The following is a 16,996-nucleotide window of genomic DNA, read 5'->3' as shown; positions in this document are numbered from 1 at the left end:
AAAGCTAGTGTCCGGCCTCGTACCAGCTTGATCCGACGCCGATCTGGACATCGAGCGGAACTGACAGGTCCGCGGCAGAGCCCATTTGTTCGATGACCAGTTTCTCCACGGCTTCGCGCTCCCCTGGGGCTACTTCCAGGACGAGTTCGTCGTGGACCTGCAGCAGCATGCGGGACTTCAGGCCCTGGCTGGCGAGCTCGGCCGATACCCCCAGCATGGCCCGCTTGATGAGGTCGGCAGCGGAGCCCTGGATCGGCGAGTTCAAGGCGATCCGCTCTGCTGCTTCCCTGGCCTGGCGGTTGGTGCTGGTCAGATCCGGCAGGTAGCGGCGGCGGCCTTCGATGGTGGCGGTGTAGCCGTCGGTCCTGGCCTGGTCCACGACGCCCCTCAGGTAGTCCCGGACACCACCGAAGCGGTCAAAGTAGTCCTTCATGAGCGTCCGGGCCTCATCGACGGAAATCTCCAATTGCTTGGACAGGCCGAAGGAGGTGAGGCCGTAGGCCAGCCCGTACGACATTGCCTTGACCTTGGAGCGCATGGCGCTGGTGACTTCTGCCGGCGCGACGTTGAAGATCCGGGAGCCCACAAAGCGGTGAAGGTCTTCGCCGTCCCGGTACGCCTGGATCAGTGCCTCATCGCCCGAAAGGTGGGCCATGATCCGCATTTCGATCTGCGAATAGTCAGCGGACAGCAAGCACTCGTAACCTTCGCTCACCACGAAAATACCGCGGACCCGGCGCCCCTCTTCGCTGCGGACCGGGATGTTCTGCAGATTCGGGTTGTTGGACGAGATACGGCCGGTGGCGGCGATGTTCTGCGCGTAGGTGGTGTGGATTCGCCCATCGTCAGCGACGGACTTCTTCAGCGTCTCCACCATCTGTGCCAGCTTGGACGACTCTCGGTGCGCCATGAGCTGGACCAGGAACTCGTGGCCGGTCTTTTCAAGCAGAGCCTTGAGGGAGGCAGCGTCCGTGGTGTAGCCGGACTTGATCTTCTTGGTCTTGGGCAGGCCCAGTTCCTCGAAAAGGACTGTCTGCAGCTGCTTGGGCGAACCGAGGTTCACCTCGTGCCCGATAGCCGCAAACGCCTGTTCCTGGGCGGTCTGGATCACCTTGGTGAGGTCCGCCAGCTGTTCATCCATGCGGTCCGTGGAGACGAAGATGCCCGTCAGTTCCATTTGGGCCAGGACGCGCGCCACTGGAAGTTCCAGCGTGGTCAGCAGGGCGTCGGCTTTGCGGTCTGCAAGCTCCTTTTCGAAGTGCTTGCTGAGCGCGTGCACGACGGCGGCATGCTGGACGAGCGCGGCAGCGGCAGCCTGGTCCGTATCACCGGAGAGGTCGAGTTCCAGCTGTCCGGACTGGGAAGCGGCCGTGGCCAGGGAGATTTTGAGATGGACCTGTGCGAGTTCGGCGAGGTCGTAGCTGCGGCGGTCGGGCTGGATGAGGTACCCGGAGATGGAGGTGTCATCCACGACCCCTTCCAGGCCGAGGCCACGGTTGTGCAGGGCCTTGAGTGCCGCCTTGAACTCGTGCAGTACTTTGGCTTCTTCGGGGTCGCGCAGCCAGCGGGCCAACACTCCCTCGGCCTCGGCGTCCAGGCCCGTCAGTTCAATGAAGGCTGCACCGTTGGCGCGGACGACGGCCAAGGCACTGGCGTCCTCGCCCACCCGGCCGGGGACCATCTGCACAGCCAAGGCCGAACGCATGCCGGATCCGGCGGTGAAAAAGGCTTCCAGCCCGGAAGCATCCGTGAGTGAGTCGAACTCGGGGGCATCGATGGTGTCCGGAGCAGCCCCCGTTGTGTCGTCACCATAGAGGTCGAAAAGGCGCGTGCGGAGGGTCCGGAATTCGAGCTCTTCAAAAAGCTCTTCGATGGCCTGCCGGTCAGGACGCGGTTCGTGGAGATCCTCCAAAGTGATGGGCAGCTCCAGGTCCGTGAGCAACTGGTTCAGCCTGCGGTTGCGCTTGACGTTTTCCAGGTTCTCCTTGAGCGCGCCGCCCACCTTGCCTCCAATGGAATCAAGGTTCTCCAGGATGCCTTCCAGGCCGCCATAGAGGTTGATCCACTTGGCCGCAGTCTTGGGGCCAACGCCCGGAACGCCGGGCAGGTTGTCGGCGGATTCGCCGACAAGCGCGGCGAGGTCGGAGTACAACCCGGGCTTAACGAAGTACTTCTCCTCGATGGCGGCCGCGTCCATCTTGGGAATGTTGCTGACACCCTGCTTCGGATAAAGCACAAAAACGTTGTCGTTGATGAGCTGGAAGGCGTCCCGGTCACCGGAAACCAGCAGCACCTCGAAACCGGCAGCATCAGCCTGCGAGGCCAGCGTCGCAAGGACATCGTCAGCCTCGTATCCAGGCATGGCGATGGTCTTGATGCCCCATGCCTCCATCACCCGCGCAATGAGGCCTATCTGGCCGGCGAACTCAGCCGGAGTGGCGTTTCGGCCGCCCTTGTACTCGCTGTACTCCGCCTTGCGGAACGTCGTGTCGTCGGAAACGTCGAAAGCGACAGCCACATGCGTGGGCTTCTGGTCCTTGATCAAGTTGATCAGCATGGACGTAAAACCGTGCACCGCGTTGGTGTACTGACCCCGGGCCGTGGAGAAATTCTCGGCAGGAAGGGCGTAGAAAGCCCTAAACGCCATGGAGTGGCCATCCAGGACCAGCAACCTTGGCCGGCCCTCCCCCGCGGAGACGCTGGAAGCAGTGGCAGAAGGGGCGGGTGCTGTTGCAATGGCAGCAGCTTGGGCCGTTGGAACCTGGTCCGGTTTGGTTGTTTCACTCACAGGTGCCAGCCTAGTTGGCATGATGGACAATTTCACGCCGAACAGCTTTGTCGACCAACTCAATGAGGCCGGGGTGCCCGAAGAATTCCACGATTGGCTTTCCGCGCACGGCGTGGGAACCCTGGTGGTGAAAATGGGTATCCGTTTCACGGAGATGAGTGCGGAACGGATGGTGGCCACCATGCCTGTGGAGGGAAACACCCAGGTAGCAGGCATTCTCCATGGTGGAGCCCACGTTGTGCTGGCGGAGACCCTTGGCTCCTTTGCGGCATCGTTGCACGCCGGAAGGGGACGCCACGCCGTCGGCATTGAAGTGGGCGCAACCCATCACCGTTCAGTGGCAACGGGTACCGTCACCGGCACGTGCACCGCGATCCACCTCGGCGGCACTTTGGCCACGCATGAAATCGTCATCACTGACGAGAAAGGCCGGAGGCTCTCAACAGCCCGCATCACCAACATGATCCGGGACAACCGCCACTGATTCCGCTCGGGCCGGAAACCCGCCATTACCGTGCGGATTGCTGCAGCCGGTAGCGCAATTCCACCGCAGCCCCACCAAGCGTCCTCGACGAGACCAACTCGAGTGGCGCCGTCGGGCCCTTCAACGGCAACAGCGGCTTTCCGGCGCCCAGTATCACAGGCACGATGGTGACAATCATTTCGTCGAGCAGTCCGGCGTTGGCAAATTGGGCCACCAAGTCACCTCCACCGACCAACCAGACGTTCTTGCCGTCGGCGGCCTTGACCAGGTCGGGAGCGAATTCGCTGACCTCGCCGCGGACGAAGGTGATATCCGATCCCGCGGGTGCGGAGTACTCGTGGTGGGTGAATACCCAGCACGGGATGTCCGGATACGGCCAGGTGCCGGGTTCGTGCTCAATGAGCCACCTGTAGGTGTCTCCGCCCATGGCGATGCAACCAACGCCGGCCATGAACGAGCCAATGCCCTCGTTGACTTCGTCGACGCTGTCGAACTGCAGGAGCCAGCCGAGGTCGTCGTCAGGCGAAGCGATGAAGCCGTCGATGGTGGAAGCTACGTAGTACTGGAACGTCGACATGGCCCCAGACTAGTCAGTCCGAAGCAGGGTTCCCATACTCCACGCGGACACTCCCGTTATCCGGCAGGACCACCACCCTGCCGCGGTCCAGCGACCATCCGTCGTTCAGCAGGAAGATCCGTCCGCCGCTGACCACCAGCAAGCGCAGGCCGGTGTAACGGTACAGGGGTGCCGCCTCTGAGCCGGCCGACTCCTCCTTGACGTTAGGCACAGTAACGGCCAACCGTTCCTTGCTGTAAACGACGGCGGTGGGCAGCAGGTGGGAGCGCTCCTGGTAGTCCACCGCGGCGCCCCGCCCCAGCGCCTGAGCGTAGTCGGAGGTTCCCCAGAACAGCAGGAGCGTCACCAGGACAAATACCAGCCACCCTTCGAGGGCGCCGTTGCCGGCGCGCGGGGCCTGCGCTGACAGCCCGGCAGCCCGGCGTCGGACCCGCAGGCCCCAGGCGCCGACAACGAGCCCCGCCGCGATGAGGAACGGCGCATAGAGGACAGTCTGTTCAGGGCGCGCCGTCACCGCAAGCCACATCACGGCGGCATAGGCGAAAGCGAGGAAGAGAATTACCGTGGCGGTCAACTGCACCCGCCTCCGCTGCCCGGGAAATTCGAGGAGGCGTGCCACTGCCCGGTCCAACATCAACCACAACAAAGCGATGACCACCAACCACGCCAGGGGCTGGAACAACGACTGGATACTCCGCAGCATGAAGTCCTGGACCGTGTAGCCGAACAGGCTGACATCCAAGCCCATCGCCTTCGCCTGGGCATCGGTGCGCGCCCATCCGAAATAGACCAGCAATGCCGTGACAACCGTCAACGGCGGACCGACGACCGAGAGCACCTCGAGGGTCCGTTGCCATCGGGTGTTGCTTCGGTCTGGAGTCGCCGTTTCTTCGCTCACGGTGAGGCCGTGGGGGTTGCTTCAACGGACACCGTGGGGGTCCCGGTGGCGGTAGATGGACCTCCTCCGGTTGCCTTAGGGCTCGGGGTAACTCCGGCGTCGTCGTAGAAGAACGTCACTGAACCGGCGATATCCACGGTGTCCGTGACCGATATCCGGACTGACTTCCGCCCTTGGGCGGGCGGCATCCGCAAGTAGAGCGTCCCGTAGTCTTCCCTGTCCCCCACGAATTCGACGTCTGCCGGAACGCCGTCGAACATGACCTCGCCAACGCGGACGTAGTAGCCGTCGAGGCGGACAATGGTGCCGCCGGAACTTGGGCCGGAGGCCCGGGGCGTCCCCGGAACCGGCCTGAGCTGTTCGTCCACTACCGTCAAGCCCAGCAACTGGCGCGGACATGCCTCGCCCAGCCCCGGTTCCACCTTGAAGGCAGCATCAGGGTTACTGCGACGTTGGGCCACCAAAGAGGCCGACATGGCTGCAACCCTGAACTCCAGGCACTGACTCTGTGGAATCCGCGGCATGGCCGAAACCGCGTTGGACGCCCTTTCCCAGTCCCCCCGGCTGCCGCTTAGCACGGCGCGGCAGACAGCGGCACCGGCCACCCAAACGGCCGCGTCCTCCGCCCCTTCGATGCTGCGGTCCAGGGCGTCGCACTGGAATTGCTGCAGAAGGAGGTATCGCTGACCGGAGGTGGGATCGTTGGGCCCGACTGGCCCTATGGGAATCCATCGCACGACGGGCGCGTCTGCCTGCGGCGCTGCGGGACCGGCAGGGCCGGCAGGTTGTGCCGCCGTCGGATCGCCGGCCGTTGGACTGGCCTGTCCGGAGGTTGCGGCCGTTCGCGCCCCGGACCCCGGCTGCGGGGAAAGGCCTTCAGAGGACGGCGGCAAGCAGGCTGAAAGGACCAGCAGCAGGACCGGGACCAGGGCAAGTCCTGCCGGGCGGCTTCGGGATTGGCACTTCATGACAGCCCCATATCTGCCGGATCACGAACACGCAGTCATATTCATGGCTACACTGCCGATTATTCTCCCGAATGGACGAAGCTGCCAGAGTAGTTGCTACCCGCAGTTGCTACTTTCCGAAGTACGGAACAATCAGGTAGATGCCGAACAGGACGGCCACCCCGCAGAAGCCAAAGCAAATGTAGGCCAGGGACCGCATCAGGACCGGGGACTTCTGCTGGGCGTCGCCGGCAATGGCAGTAAGCCGCACGCCCAGGGAGTACAGGACCACGAGCGTCACGGCGGCAAGGAGGGTAACGCCGGCTACCTGCAGCAGTTCCAACCATTTCATCGCTGCACGTCCTTGCTCGGGGTGTTCTTTCTGGACTTCTTCTTCTTGCGGAACCGGACGGCGTGGCCGGCCTCTTCAACCTCGACGGCGTTGTGGTGCCCAACGTGCGATTTCCGGGATACAACGAACATGAAGACGATGGCTGCCGTTCCGGCTACTGCGGCGATCACGACACCCACGACGCCGACCCCAACAAGCAGGGCGGTCAGGGCACCAACGATCGCCGATGCCGGGAGGGTAAACAGCCATCCCAAGGCGATCTTGCCTGCGGTGCCCCAGCGGACGGAGGTGCCTTTGCGGCCCAGGCCGGAACCGATGACGGAGCCGGAGGCAACCTGCGTGGTGGACAGGGCGAAACCCAGGTGCGAGGAAGCAAGGATCGCGGAGGCTGTGCTGGTTTCAGCTGAGAAACCCTGGGCGGGCTTGACCTCGGTCAAACCGGATCCCATGGTGCGGATGATGCGCCAGCCACCGGCGTAGGTTCCGATGGCAATGGCAAAGGCACAGGCGGCGATGACCCAGAACTGCGGTCCGCTGCCAGGTGTCTGGGTGCCCCCGGCGATCAGGACCAGCGTGATGATGCCCATGGTTTTCTGCGCGTCGTTGGTACCGTGCGCGAGGGCCACCAGGCTGGACGTGAAGATCTGGCCCGTGCGGAAGCCGCCTCGCTTTTGCGTGAGCTTGTCGCCGGTTTCGGGATCATGCCGTGAGGTGAGCGCGTAGGCCAGGCGGGTACAGATGTACGCCACCACGCCAGCGATCAGCGGCGCGAAGAGCGCAGGAAGGATGACCTTCTGCAGAACGGTTTCGAAGTTGATGGAGTGGAATCCGATGCCCACAACCGCGGCGCCGATCAGACCGCCGAAAAGCGCATGCGAGGAACTCGACGGCAGGCCCTTGAGCCAGGTGATCATGTTCCAGAGAACGGCACCCATCAGCCCGGCAAAGATAATGTCAGGAGTGATGTGGATGCCGTCGGAGCCTTCGCGGATCAGGCCACCGGAAATGGTCTTGGCCACTTCAGTGGACAGGAATGCGCCCACAAGGTTGAGTACCGCGGCCAAGGCAACGGCCGTCTTGGGCTTGATCGCCCCCGTAGCGATAGGCGTGGCCATCGCATTGGCTGTGTCGTGAAACCCGTTGGTGAAGTCAAAGAATAGGGCCAACGCTATTACCAGCGCGACCATGAAGGTGATATCCACCTGTTGCCCAATCTGCAGAGTCGACGTTCAGCAGTTTCACTTCCCCATACCTGCCATCCACAGCATAGTTCAGCAATTGTTCAACTGACCCTGCTTGCGGGATTCACTCTGGCGGGCTTGAAACCTTAAGAATCCTACGTGTCATCCACTGAGCAGCCAAACGTATGGGATCCCCGGTTCACCCCAGGTACCTGCGCACGGCCGCGAGTTCGCCCCGGCTCAACCCTTTGCGGGGATCCGGTGAGATGCAAAGCACACGATCCTGCTGGTATTCGGCCCACGAGCGGGCATCCGACTCCTGGCTGAGCTGGTCGTCAAGCCAGATAATACGTTCACTCCCGGTCGCTGCCAGGTCCTTCTGCAGGGCTACCAGCTTCCACCATTCCGGCCCCTCATCCCAGCCTTGGCTTGAAAGTACCGGCCAGTCCTGGCCGTTCAGGCCGATAGCGGGGCACAGGAACTCCGGCGCGAGGCGCTCCCACGTCGTCAGCCACACGAACCTGGCGGAGGGATGTTCAGCGAGGTCGTTGAGCTCGGCCACGGCTTCAGGCGCAAAGGCAACCTCCAGGATGCCGGCGTCGGCGATGCTCCATTCGCCGCCCCAGTCCGTGGTTCCCATCGGACTGAAGGGGTTCACCACGCCGTCGACGTCAAGGTAGATGGACACGGGCCTCACGGCGTCCCCCATGGAATCCACAATCGTCCCCTCCCCAATAGATGGAAGCCAGCCTACGGGAACGGGGTTTGTTCGGATGCAGCGAGCCGATAATCATTCTCTTGACGTGCGTCATGGAAGTGATAATCTCGAGTCATGGAAAAGCCCCCAGTCCACTCCGCCCAGAGCGTCCGCGACATCGAGGACACCGTCCGCACCGATTTCAGGCACGCCATGTCCTACGGCGGGTATCTGGACCTTGATCGTTTGCTTAGTTCCCAGCACCCGCTCAGCAAGCCGGAACACCACGACGAATTGCTGTTCATCATCCAGCACCAGACCAGCGAACTCTGGCTGAAGCTGGTGCTGCACGAGTTGTTGGAGGCCAGGCGGCTTTTCGACGCTGACAACCTCGGCAAAGCGCTCAAATGCATCGCCCGCGTGAAGGCAATCCAGCGCACGATGACGGAGCAGTGGTCCGTCCTGGGCACCCTTACGCCGCGCGAGTACGCCCAGTTCCGCGGGTTCCTGGGCAGCTCCTCAGGCTTCCAGTCCTACCAATATCGCGGGGTCGAGTTCCTGCTGGGCAACAAGAACCGCGGGATGCTGCGCGTCTTTGAAAGCGAACCCGAAGCCCACGCCCTGCTGAGCACCCTCCTGGAGGAGCCCACGCTGTACGACGCGTTCCTCGGGGTCCTTTCCCGTGCCGGCTATGACATCCCGGCGGACATCCTGAACCGTGACACGAGCGAGCCGTGGATCTTCCGCAAGGATCTGGTTCCCATCTTCCAGAAGATCTACGAATCGGATGACACTCAGTGGGGACTCTACGAAGCCTGCGAGGACCTTGTGGACATCGAAGACAACTTCCAGGCCTGGCGCTTCCGTCACCTCCGGACCGTCCAACGCACCATCGGCTTCAAGGTCGGTACCGGCGGATCCTCCGGCGTGGACTTCCTCAAACGCGCCCTGGACCTGACGTTCTTCCCCGAGCTCTACGCCGTCCGCACCGAAATCGGCAACTAAGCACACCACCCCCGGGCAGCGCCGCCCAGACCTTCCGCAGGAGAAGCCATGACCACCCCACTGCAGACGTCGGCCGAACTGGACGCCGCTGATCCCCTCGCCGCCCAGCGTGAGGCCTTTTACGCCCCCGACGCCGATCAGCTCACCTCGTACCTGGACGGCAACTCGCTCGGACGCCCCCTGAAGGCAACAGCGGCGAACCTCGCCTCCTTCGTCCACGACGCCTGGGGCAGCCGCCTCATCCGCGGCTGGGACGAACAATGGATGGACGAGCCCACCGCTGTGGGCGACCGCATCGGCGAAGTGACCCTCGGAGCGGCCCCAGGCCAGACCATGGTGGGTGACTCCACCTCCGTAATGCTCTACAAGATGATCCGCGCCGCTGTCGACGCTCAGCCAGGCCGCGACGAGATCATCATCGACCGTGACAACTTTCCTACTGACCGCTTCATCATCGAAGGGATCGCCAAGGAACGCGGGGCAACGATCAAATGGATCGCGGCCAACCCCGCCAGCGGCGTCCGCGCCGCGGACCTCGACGGGCTCCTCGGTGAGCGGACCGCCGTCGTGGTCCTCAGCCATGTCGCCTACCGCTCAGGGTTCCTGGCGGACGCTAAGGGAATCACCGCCACGGTGCACCAAGCCGGTGCCCTCATGCTCTGGGACCTCTGCCACTCTGTGGGCTCCGTACCCATGGAACTGGATGCGTGGGGCGTGGACCTTGCCGTCGGCTGCACCTACAAGTACCTCAACGGCGGACCCGGCTCCCCTGCCTTCGCTTACGTCAACTCCTCGCAGCAGGACCGCCTGCAGCAGCCCATCTGGGGCTGGATGGGCGCCGACAACCCCTTCGGCATGACCGAGGCCTACCGTCCGGCGCAGGGCATCCGCCGCTTCATAACCGGCACACCCCCGGTCCTGGCCATGCAACCCCTCAAGGACATGGTCGAACTTATCGCCACTGTGGGAATGGACGCCATACGGGAGAAGTCCATCAAACTCACGGAGTACGCCATCGCGTTGTCCGAGGAACTCCTGGTCCCGCTCGGAGCAGAGATTGTCAGCCCCCGGGACCCGGCAGAACGCGGTTCTCACATCACCGTGGACCACCCGCTCTTCGCCGACGTCACAGCCAAGCTATGGGAAAAGGGAGTCATCCCCGACTTCCGCCCCCCGCACGGCCTCCGCATCGGCCTCTCCCCGCTCAGCACCAGCTACGCCGAGGTTGAGCTGGGAGTGGCAGCTATCCGCGACGCCCTCGCCGAATTGCGGTGAGCCGGGAATGAGCGCCGTCCTCGATGACATGGACTCCCGTCCAGGGAGCACAACCTCATTGCTGCGCACCGTCATCGGCCTGTACTTGCGCGACGCGGGCGGATGGATGTCCACCAAGGACATTGTGTTGCTCATGGACGCCCTGGGGACATCGGGAACAGTCACGCGGACGGCACTGGGCCGCTTGCGGAAGAAGGACGTGCTCGTGCAGGAGAACCGGGAGGGCGTTCCAGGCTTCACCCTGACAGAAGGTGCGGCCACCATGCTTGCCCGGGGCGATCGGCGGATCTACAACCCGCGGACCATGTCGCCCACGGATCCCTGGTGCCTGATTTCGTTTTCGATCCCTGAGACCGAACGTGAGAAACGTCATCAACTGCGGCGCAGATTGCACTGGATCGGCTGCGGGACAGTGGCCGCCGGCCTGTGGATCTGCCCGGATTCCCTCCGGGTGGAAGTGGAGGAAATACTGTCGGACCTGGGGCTGCGCAACGTAACCACAGTCTTCGTGGCCGGTACACCCATGGTGGGCGGCAGCCTCCGGGAAGCGGCGTCCAAATGGTGGGACTTGGAAGCAGTTGCTGAACTCCATAGGGATTTCATCCGTGAACACGCAGCAGCGGTCATTGATGCCGCACCGGAAGTCGAATCCGGCGCCTCCGCCTTCGCTGCCTACGTCCGGTGCATCGACCGGTGGCGCATCATTCCCTACCTCGACCCCGGGTTGCCGCAGGCATTCCTGCCCGCCGACTGGCCCGGGGCCGAAGGTGCCGAGTTGTTCAAACGGATCCTCGCAGCTTATGCGGAACCCAGCTCGGAGTTCGTCCGGCGTTCCCTCCAGGACACCGTGACGGTCACGGCTTCCTGACAGCAGTTCCCCGCCAGTAGGGCTCCCCCAGCTCTCCTATGGGAGTCCTGGCCGTTTCCCGGGAGAAGAAGGCGGAAACTCCGGCGATGGCCATGCACAGTACCGCGAAACCCGCTACGGGAAGCCAGCCGTCGTGGCCCTTGCCCAGGAGCAGTCCTGCGATGAGGGGAGCAAACCCAGCCACCACCAAACCCAACTGGTTCCCCAAAGCCATGCCCGAATACCGGACCGGTGCCGCGAACAGTTCGGCAAAGTAGGCAGGCCAGATCCCGTTGAAGCAGGAGTAAAGCAACGTCATGTTGATGAACGCTGCGGCGAAGACCAGGAAGATGTTGCCCGTGGACAAAGCCGCGAAGTAGGCGAAAATCGTCACCGAGCAGCCGATGGCCGCAGTCAGTAGCAGCGGCCTGCGTCCCAACCTGTCGGAGAGTTTCGCAGTCAGGGGCATCACGAACATGGACAGGCCAATGGCTACCGCATTCACAGTGAGGATGGGTGCCTTGTCGAACCCTGCCGCACCGGTGGCGTAGGACAAACCGAAGACCGTGAAGATCGTCTGCATCACTGACATGATGGACATGCCGATCACCCTCACCACATCCGCAGATTGGAAACGCAGGACTTCCCGCAACGGCAAAGGAGCCACAGCCTTGCGGTCCTTTGCTTCTTCAAAGATCGGAGTCTCATCCAGGTGCGTACGCACCCAGTAGGCGATGCCCAGCACCACAATGGACAACCAGAAAGGGATGCGCCAACCCCAACTCATCAGCGCCTCAGTGGGCAGAGCGGACACAGGAATAAAGACAATCGTCGCGAGCACCATGCCGGAGGCATAGCCGGTCATGACGAAGCTGGTAAAGAAGCCACGTCGCCCTTCCGGTGAATGCTCCAGGGTCAAGGTGGACGCGCCTGCCGATTCTGCCCCTGCGGAGAAACCCTGTGCCAGGCGGCCAATGACCAGGAGAACCGGAGCCCAGACGCCGATCTGGCTGTAACCCGGCAGGAACCCGATGCCAAGGGACGACAGTCCCATCACGGCCAGGGTGATGAGCAGGATCCTCTTCCGGCCCAGCTTGTCACCGAAATGTCCCATGACCAGGCCGCCGACCGGCCGTGCCACGTAGGCCACGCCAAACGTGGCGAAAGCCCCGATCAGGCCAACTGCGGGATCATCGGAAGGGAAGAACAGCGGGCCGAAGACCAGTGCAGCGGCTGAGCCGTAGATGAAAAAGTCGTAGTACTCGAGGGTGCTTCCCAGAAACGAGGCCAAAGCGGCTTTTCCGCGGGTTTTGCGCAGCGTCGTTGGCTGCGTGGCAGTTGTATGCATGGCTGTTCTCCTTTGAACGGCGTCCAGGCGTTGATTCAGAGGTGGAAATCGACGGCGATGATGTGTTCGCTGTTGGGAAACGAATACTTCTTGAGGGGCTCGTGCAGCGGGTGTGTGTTGTAGACCTCGATGTCTTCCGCCGCGGCGAAGTCGGCAACGATCGCGTAGTCGAAGGAGCGTTCCTGCTGCAAGATGTCAGCGCCGTGGGTCAGTTTCAGGAGGCCGGGAATGTTGCCGTCCATGGCATCCAGTCCCGCCATCCACGCGGCTTTGTCGGCTGTGGGAAAATCCGGCTTGAACTTGAACAGCACTGCATGGCGGATCATGCTTCCACCCCTGTCATGACGCTTTCACCCGCGTATTCGGCCGGTTGGCCCGCAATGGTCCGGCCCGCCAGGTACCCCATGGTCATGATGGGCCCCAGGGTGGCACCGGCACCCGGGTACCCAGCGGCGTAGGCATTTTCGGTGGTGTTACCGGCAGCGAAAAGGCCCGGAATGGGTTGTCCGTCGACGTCCAGGACGCGTGCCCGTCCGTCCGTGGCTATGCCTCCATTGCTCCCAAAGGCACCATTGACCACTTCCATCGCGTAAAACGGGCCGGTCACCAGCGGGCCGAGCGATGGGTTGGGCCAAGGGCAGTCGTCGTCGCCCCAGTACTTGTCGTAGGCGCTTTCACCCCGGCCGAAGTCCGGGTCCTCGCCTTTGACGGCGAATTCGTTGAAGCGGCTGACCGTAGCCCTCAGTTCCCCGGCAGGAACACCGATCTTTGCGGCCAGTCCCTCCAGCGTGGGTGCTTCCACGAGGTATTCGGGCGTGGGCTGGCCGGCCCGGTGTGCAAGGACGCCGTAGCGCTCCAAGTAGGCGTGGTCGAAGACCACATGTGCCGGTGTATTCAAGGTCTGGTTGTTGGGCGAATCCCAGGACTGAAGGCAGCGCGCAAGGTCGTTGTAGTTCTGTGACTCGTTGGCGAAGCGGCGTCCGTGCCGGTTGACCATGAGCGAGCCGGGCCCTTGCCGTTCGAACCTCAGCAGTGTGCCCACGGGTGCCCCGTCCCGGGTGTCTCCCGTTATTGACATGGGGGCCCACCAGGCTTCGCGGGTTCCGCGGGTCTGTGCCCCGATGCGTTGTGCCATCCTGAGCCCGTCGCCTGTGTTGGAGGGCGGTGAGCACATAATGTAGAGGCGCGAGGCCAGCAACGAATCGGCCAGGGCCTTGTCCCATTCGAATCCGCCGGTAGCCAGTACGACACCATCGTTGGCAAGGAACGTTTCTCCCGATTCGAGTTCGACGCCCGCGACCCGGCCGCCGTCGAGCAGCAATCGTTGACCACGGGCGCCAACCACCAGCGCAGCGCCGTCCCGGACCAGGCTTGCGAGCAGCATGCCAATCAAGGCGTGCCCCTTGGCCACGAGCCCTTGGTCCTGGCGCCGGTTGAGTTGAGCCCACGGAAATTTGGTGAAGGCGCCCCAGTTCTCATACTCCTGCATAGTGAACGGTGCCCTGCCATCGGAGCGGACGTGGCGGGCGAGGTCGCCGAGTGCCTCCCGGATATTGAATAGTTCAGGTTCAACAGTGCGCCCGCCTTCAACGGAACCGGGTAGGTCCTGGCGGTAGTCCGGAAAGTTATCCAGGAAGATGAAGCGCAGCCCGCATTCTTCCTCGGCAAAACGGAGCATGGTGTCTCCAAAATCAAGGGCAGCGTCCAGGAGCTCTTCGCGGCTGCGTCCACGCGCCACGGCCCGGATGTACCGGGCGGCCGCTTCCTTGGAGTCGTCCAGGCCCGCTTGGCGGGCATGGTGGTTGTCAGCCACCCAGAGCATGCCGCCCGAGACGGCAGTGGTTCCGCCGAGAAGTTCGGTCTTTTCGAGCACGACGACGGACTTGCCCGCCCGTGCGGCGGTGGCCGCTGCTGTCAGTGCCCCTGCGCCAGAGCCGACGACGACGACGTCGTAGGTACCGGCCTGTGTGCCGTTGAGAAATTTCACGAAGAATGCCTTTCAGAGGGGAATTGTGGTTCAGTTGCGGATGCTTGGGCTCAGACAGCGGTGTAGCCGCCGTCGATCACCAGCTCGGATCCCGTGGTGAAGCGGGACTCATCGCAGGCAAGGTAAAGAACGCCGTAGGCGATTTCGTCCGGTTCCCCCTGCCTGGGGAGGGGGCTGTTGCCGACCAATTGCCGGTAGTAGGCCTCTGCCCCGATCGCGGACTGTTCCGCTGAACGGCGGCTCATCCTGGTGTTCATGGAACCGGGGTGTATCGAGTTCACGCGGACACCGTGAATTCCGTAGGTAGCGGCGTCGGACTTGCTGAGGAGCCGGACGGCACCCTTCGTTGCGTGGTAGAGGGGCACGTTGCTTCCACCTGTTAGTCCATGAATGGACGAAAAGTTGATGATGCTCCCGGACTGCTTTTCGATCATCCCCGGAACGATGTATTTGGTCATGAGCCAAACCCCCTTGACGTTGACGTCAAAGATGGCATTGAAGTCATCCATGGAGGCGGTGTGGCTTGCTCCGGCGGCACCGATTATTCCGGCCGCGTTGACCAGGATGTCCGGGGTGCCGAGTTCTTTGCTGAGTCTCCCGATCGCTGATGCGACGCTGGACTCATCGGTGACATCGACGTCGTATTCGGTGATGCCCGGGCGGCCGCCTCCGGACGGTGCCCCGGCGCGGTCCAACGACGCCACCAAGGCTCCATGGTCCGCCAACAGCCGGGCAGTCGCGCTCCCCAGGTCGCCCCTGCCGCCGGTAACCACGGCCACTTTCCCGGCCACGCGCCGGGCCGCATCGGCCGGCTTTCCGCGTCTTTCTGAATCCATGATCAAACTCCTCCTGCCGCGGCATTGCGGCGTTCAAACATCACTGCGGCGCAGGGCAGCACGGAAGAGAGCCTCAAGGGGCTGATCGTGAACTTGGGCGAAATGCCGTGAGGGTCTGAGTCCTCTTGGATGGCTCCGGACGGTGGTCCTGTCCGCAGTGCCCTGCTGTGTCCTCCACTTTGCCAGCGGCCCTGTGAGTAGAGCCACAGCGTTACCGATGAACGGGAATCAGATGCTTCCGTTGCTTTGGCGAAGAGCGCCCTTGAGTTCGCCGCGCCAACCGAGGGCACGCGAAATACCCCTTGCTGCCGTCATTAAAACGGGCACACGGACGGCGGCGTTTTCTTCATTCCTGGGCACCACCACACTCAAGGCCGCCACGACGGCGTTGGTGCGGTCGAAGACAGGCACGGCGATCCCACTCGACTCCGGCACGATGATCCCAGGCATGGACGCGAATCCCCGCTGGCGGATCGCTGCCAGGTGGCGGCGCAGTTCGGCTGGATCGGTCAGCGTGGCGTCAGTGAACTTTTCAAGCGTCCGGGAGAGGAAGAGCTCCTGATAGGCGGCTGAGGAATACGCCAGCAGGACAAGCCCGGAGGATGTGCCGTGCACGGGCAGACGTCCGGCCACCTTGGTGATGTCCACCATCGAATCCCTGAAACCAATCCGCTCGATGTAAAGGACTTCATCGGACTCCAAAATTCCCAGCGTTGTTGAATGCCGGACCACAGACTGCACGTCTTCCATGAAGGGCAGCGCGGCCTCACGCAGGCCAACCATCCGGGAGCTTCTGGACACAAGCTCCCACAACCTCGTGCCAATGCGGACCTCGGCATTGGCTTCCCGTTCAAGAAGGCCCTCGGCAAGCATCTCGTCCACCAAGCGGTAGGTGGTGGTTACGGGCAGCCCCGAGCGGCGGGCCAGCGTGGCGACGCTCATGGTCCGATGGGAGTCGTCGAACGCGCCGACAAGCCGGACAACCCGACGGATGACGGACTCGCCGGAAGTCGGGTTGGCCACGCTATTCCCCTGATTTCACGCGCGAGACAAACCTGAACCGGTCACCGCGGAAGGTACTGTGAGTCCACTCAACGGGCGCCCCTTTCCCGTCGCGCGCCAGCCTGTTGACCACCAGAAGAGGGGCCCCCATTTCAATCCCCAATATCCGGGCGTCACCCGGGCCGGCCAACGCAGTTTCCACCGTATCCTCGACCTCGGCAATGCTTATCCCGTAAGTGTCCCGGAGAGCGGCATACAGCGAACCCGCCTTGGCAAGGCTGGCCTTGAACCGTGGAAGCCTTCCCGGAAGCCATGCGACCTCATGGGCCAGTGGTGCACCATCGATCAGCCTGATGCGTTCCAGTCTGGTTACCAAGCCACCCTCCGCGAGCCCGAGGTGCGCAGCGACCTCCTGGCTGGCCTTGGTGACATCCAGGGCCACCAGCGTCGAACCAGGTTTCAGTCCCTGCATCCGGGCGTCGTCGGAAAATGAGGTCAACTGCCGCACATGGGTCACCTTGGGGGGTGCGACAAAAGTGCCATGCCCCTGGATCCTCCCCAGCTTCCCCTCGGCAACAAGCTCACTGATGGCCAGGCGCACCGTGGTGCGGGACGTTGCATACGTCTGCGCAAGAGCCCTCTCGGTGGGAATGAGGGTACCGGGCTTCAACCCCGTGATGCGGGCAAGGATTTCGGTCTTGACCATGTAGTACTTGGGTGTTGCCGGAGCTGTATCAGCGGACATACGGACAAACTACCTGTAGACAAGGGG

The 16,996-nt window shown here is 63.0% G+C and carries 17 protein-coding genes; 4 read left to right on the top strand and 13 right to left on the bottom strand.

Going from position 1 to position 16,996, the window contains the following annotated elements; genetic code table 11:
- Positions 1 to 4: 4 nt before the first annotated feature.
- Positions 5 to 2,647, bottom strand: a complete 2,643-nt coding sequence (gene polA, locus ACNAOU_RS10660; protein WP_422758680.1) for a DNA polymerase I — start codon at positions 2,645 to 2,647, stop codon at positions 5 to 7.
- A 160-nt stretch (positions 2,648 to 2,807) separates the two neighbouring features.
- Between polA and ACNAOU_RS10655 the strand changes: the two genes are divergently transcribed.
- A complete protein-coding gene (locus ACNAOU_RS10655; RefSeq protein ID WP_026267138.1) occupies positions 2,808 to 3,272 on the top strand; it encodes a hotdog fold thioesterase in 465 nt (154 codons plus the stop codon).
- A 25-nt stretch (positions 3,273 to 3,297) separates the two neighbouring features.
- Here ACNAOU_RS10655 and ACNAOU_RS10650 read toward each other — a convergent pair whose 3' ends face one another.
- From ACNAOU_RS10650 to ACNAOU_RS10625, 6 genes are all read right to left on the bottom strand, one after another.
- On the bottom strand, positions 3,298 to 3,849 hold the full coding sequence (locus tag ACNAOU_RS10650) for a dihydrofolate reductase family protein (protein ID WP_064722103.1): 552 nt from the start codon (positions 3,847 to 3,849) through the stop codon (positions 3,298 to 3,300).
- 13 nt (positions 3,850 to 3,862) lie between these two features.
- On the bottom strand, positions 3,863 to 4,747 hold the full coding sequence (locus ACNAOU_RS10645; protein ID WP_422758626.1) for a hypothetical protein: 885 nt from the start codon (positions 4,745 to 4,747) through the stop codon (positions 3,863 to 3,865).
- Positions 4,744 to 5,715 carry a hypothetical protein gene (locus ACNAOU_RS10640; RefSeq protein WP_052247177.1) on the bottom strand — a complete coding sequence of 324 codons (972 nt, stop codon included), beginning with the start codon at positions 5,713 to 5,715 and terminating at the stop codon, positions 4,744 to 4,746. Before ACNAOU_RS10640 ends, ACNAOU_RS10645 begins: the two co-directional genes overlap by 4 nt.
- Positions 5,716 to 5,824: 109 nt before the next feature.
- On the bottom strand, positions 5,825 to 6,046 hold the full coding sequence (locus ACNAOU_RS10635; RefSeq protein WP_018777530.1) for a hypothetical protein: 222 nt from the start codon (positions 6,044 to 6,046) through the stop codon (positions 5,825 to 5,827).
- The gene (locus ACNAOU_RS10630; RefSeq protein ID WP_018777529.1) at positions 6,043 to 7,248 is read right to left on the bottom strand and encodes an inorganic phosphate transporter; all 1,206 of its coding nucleotides are present in this window, start codon (positions 7,246 to 7,248) and stop codon (positions 6,043 to 6,045) included. The genes ACNAOU_RS10635 and ACNAOU_RS10630 overlap by 4 nt, the downstream gene beginning before the upstream one ends.
- Before the next feature lie 178 nt (positions 7,249 to 7,426).
- Complete coding sequence (locus tag ACNAOU_RS10625; RefSeq protein ID WP_039241178.1) at positions 7,427 to 7,945, bottom strand: HAD domain-containing protein; 519 nt, start codon at positions 7,943 to 7,945, stop codon at positions 7,427 to 7,429.
- A 114-nt stretch (positions 7,946 to 8,059) separates the two neighbouring features.
- Here ACNAOU_RS10625 and kynA point away from each other — a divergent pair, with 114 nt between their 5' ends.
- From kynA to ACNAOU_RS10610, 3 genes are read left to right on the top strand one after another with little or no spacing between them, the layout of a single operon-like run.
- Complete coding sequence (gene kynA / locus ACNAOU_RS10620; RefSeq protein ID WP_018777527.1) at positions 8,060 to 8,929, top strand: tryptophan 2,3-dioxygenase; 870 nt, start codon at positions 8,060 to 8,062, stop codon at positions 8,927 to 8,929.
- Positions 8,930 to 8,977: 48 nt separating this feature from the next.
- Positions 8,978 to 10,204, top strand: a complete 1,227-nt coding sequence (locus ACNAOU_RS10615; protein WP_422758625.1) for a kynureninase — start codon at positions 8,978 to 8,980, stop codon at positions 10,202 to 10,204.
- Positions 10,205 to 10,211: 7 nt separating this feature from the next.
- Positions 10,212 to 11,072, top strand: a complete 861-nt coding sequence (locus ACNAOU_RS10610; RefSeq protein ID WP_018777525.1) for a PaaX family transcriptional regulator C-terminal domain-containing protein — start codon at positions 10,212 to 10,214, stop codon at positions 11,070 to 11,072.
- Here the strand turns inward: ACNAOU_RS10610 and ACNAOU_RS10605 are convergent.
- From ACNAOU_RS10605 to ACNAOU_RS10580, 6 genes are all read right to left on the bottom strand, one after another.
- On the bottom strand, positions 11,059 to 12,399 hold the full coding sequence (locus ACNAOU_RS10605) for an MFS transporter (protein WP_422758624.1): 1,341 nt from the start codon (positions 12,397 to 12,399) through the stop codon (positions 11,059 to 11,061). The two genes, ACNAOU_RS10610 and ACNAOU_RS10605, sit on opposite strands and share 14 nt — an antisense overlap.
- 35 nt (positions 12,400 to 12,434) lie before the next feature.
- Complete coding sequence (locus ACNAOU_RS10600; protein ID WP_018777523.1) at positions 12,435 to 12,725, bottom strand: Dabb family protein; 291 nt, start codon at positions 12,723 to 12,725, stop codon at positions 12,435 to 12,437.
- A complete protein-coding gene (locus ACNAOU_RS10595; protein WP_039241169.1) occupies positions 12,722 to 14,386 on the bottom strand; it encodes an FAD-dependent oxidoreductase in 1,665 nt (554 codons plus the stop codon). Before ACNAOU_RS10595 ends, ACNAOU_RS10600 begins: the two co-directional genes overlap by 4 nt.
- 50 nt (positions 14,387 to 14,436) lie before the next feature.
- Positions 14,437 to 15,222 carry an SDR family NAD(P)-dependent oxidoreductase gene (locus ACNAOU_RS10590; protein WP_055975638.1) on the bottom strand — a complete coding sequence of 262 codons (786 nt, stop codon included), beginning with the start codon at positions 15,220 to 15,222 and terminating at the stop codon, positions 14,437 to 14,439.
- A 228-nt stretch (positions 15,223 to 15,450) separates the two neighbouring features.
- Positions 15,451 to 16,245, bottom strand: a complete 795-nt coding sequence (locus tag ACNAOU_RS10585; RefSeq protein ID WP_422758623.1) for an IclR family transcriptional regulator — start codon at positions 16,243 to 16,245, stop codon at positions 15,451 to 15,453.
- A 1-nt stretch (position 16,246) separates the two neighbouring features.
- Positions 16,247 to 16,969, bottom strand: coding sequence for a GntR family transcriptional regulator (locus ACNAOU_RS10580; protein ID WP_018777519.1), 723 nt, complete (start codon positions 16,967 to 16,969; stop codon positions 16,247 to 16,249).
- Positions 16,970 to 16,996: the final 27 nt, after the last annotated feature.

Origin of the sequence: Paenarthrobacter sp. C1 (assembly GCF_049315185.1) — a bacterium.
Classification (GTDB): Bacteria; Actinomycetota; Actinomycetes; order Actinomycetales; family Micrococcaceae; genus Arthrobacter; species Arthrobacter nicotinovorans.
Note: the sequence above shows the minus strand (reverse complement) of the source record. Positions and strands in the feature narration are given on the sequence as shown.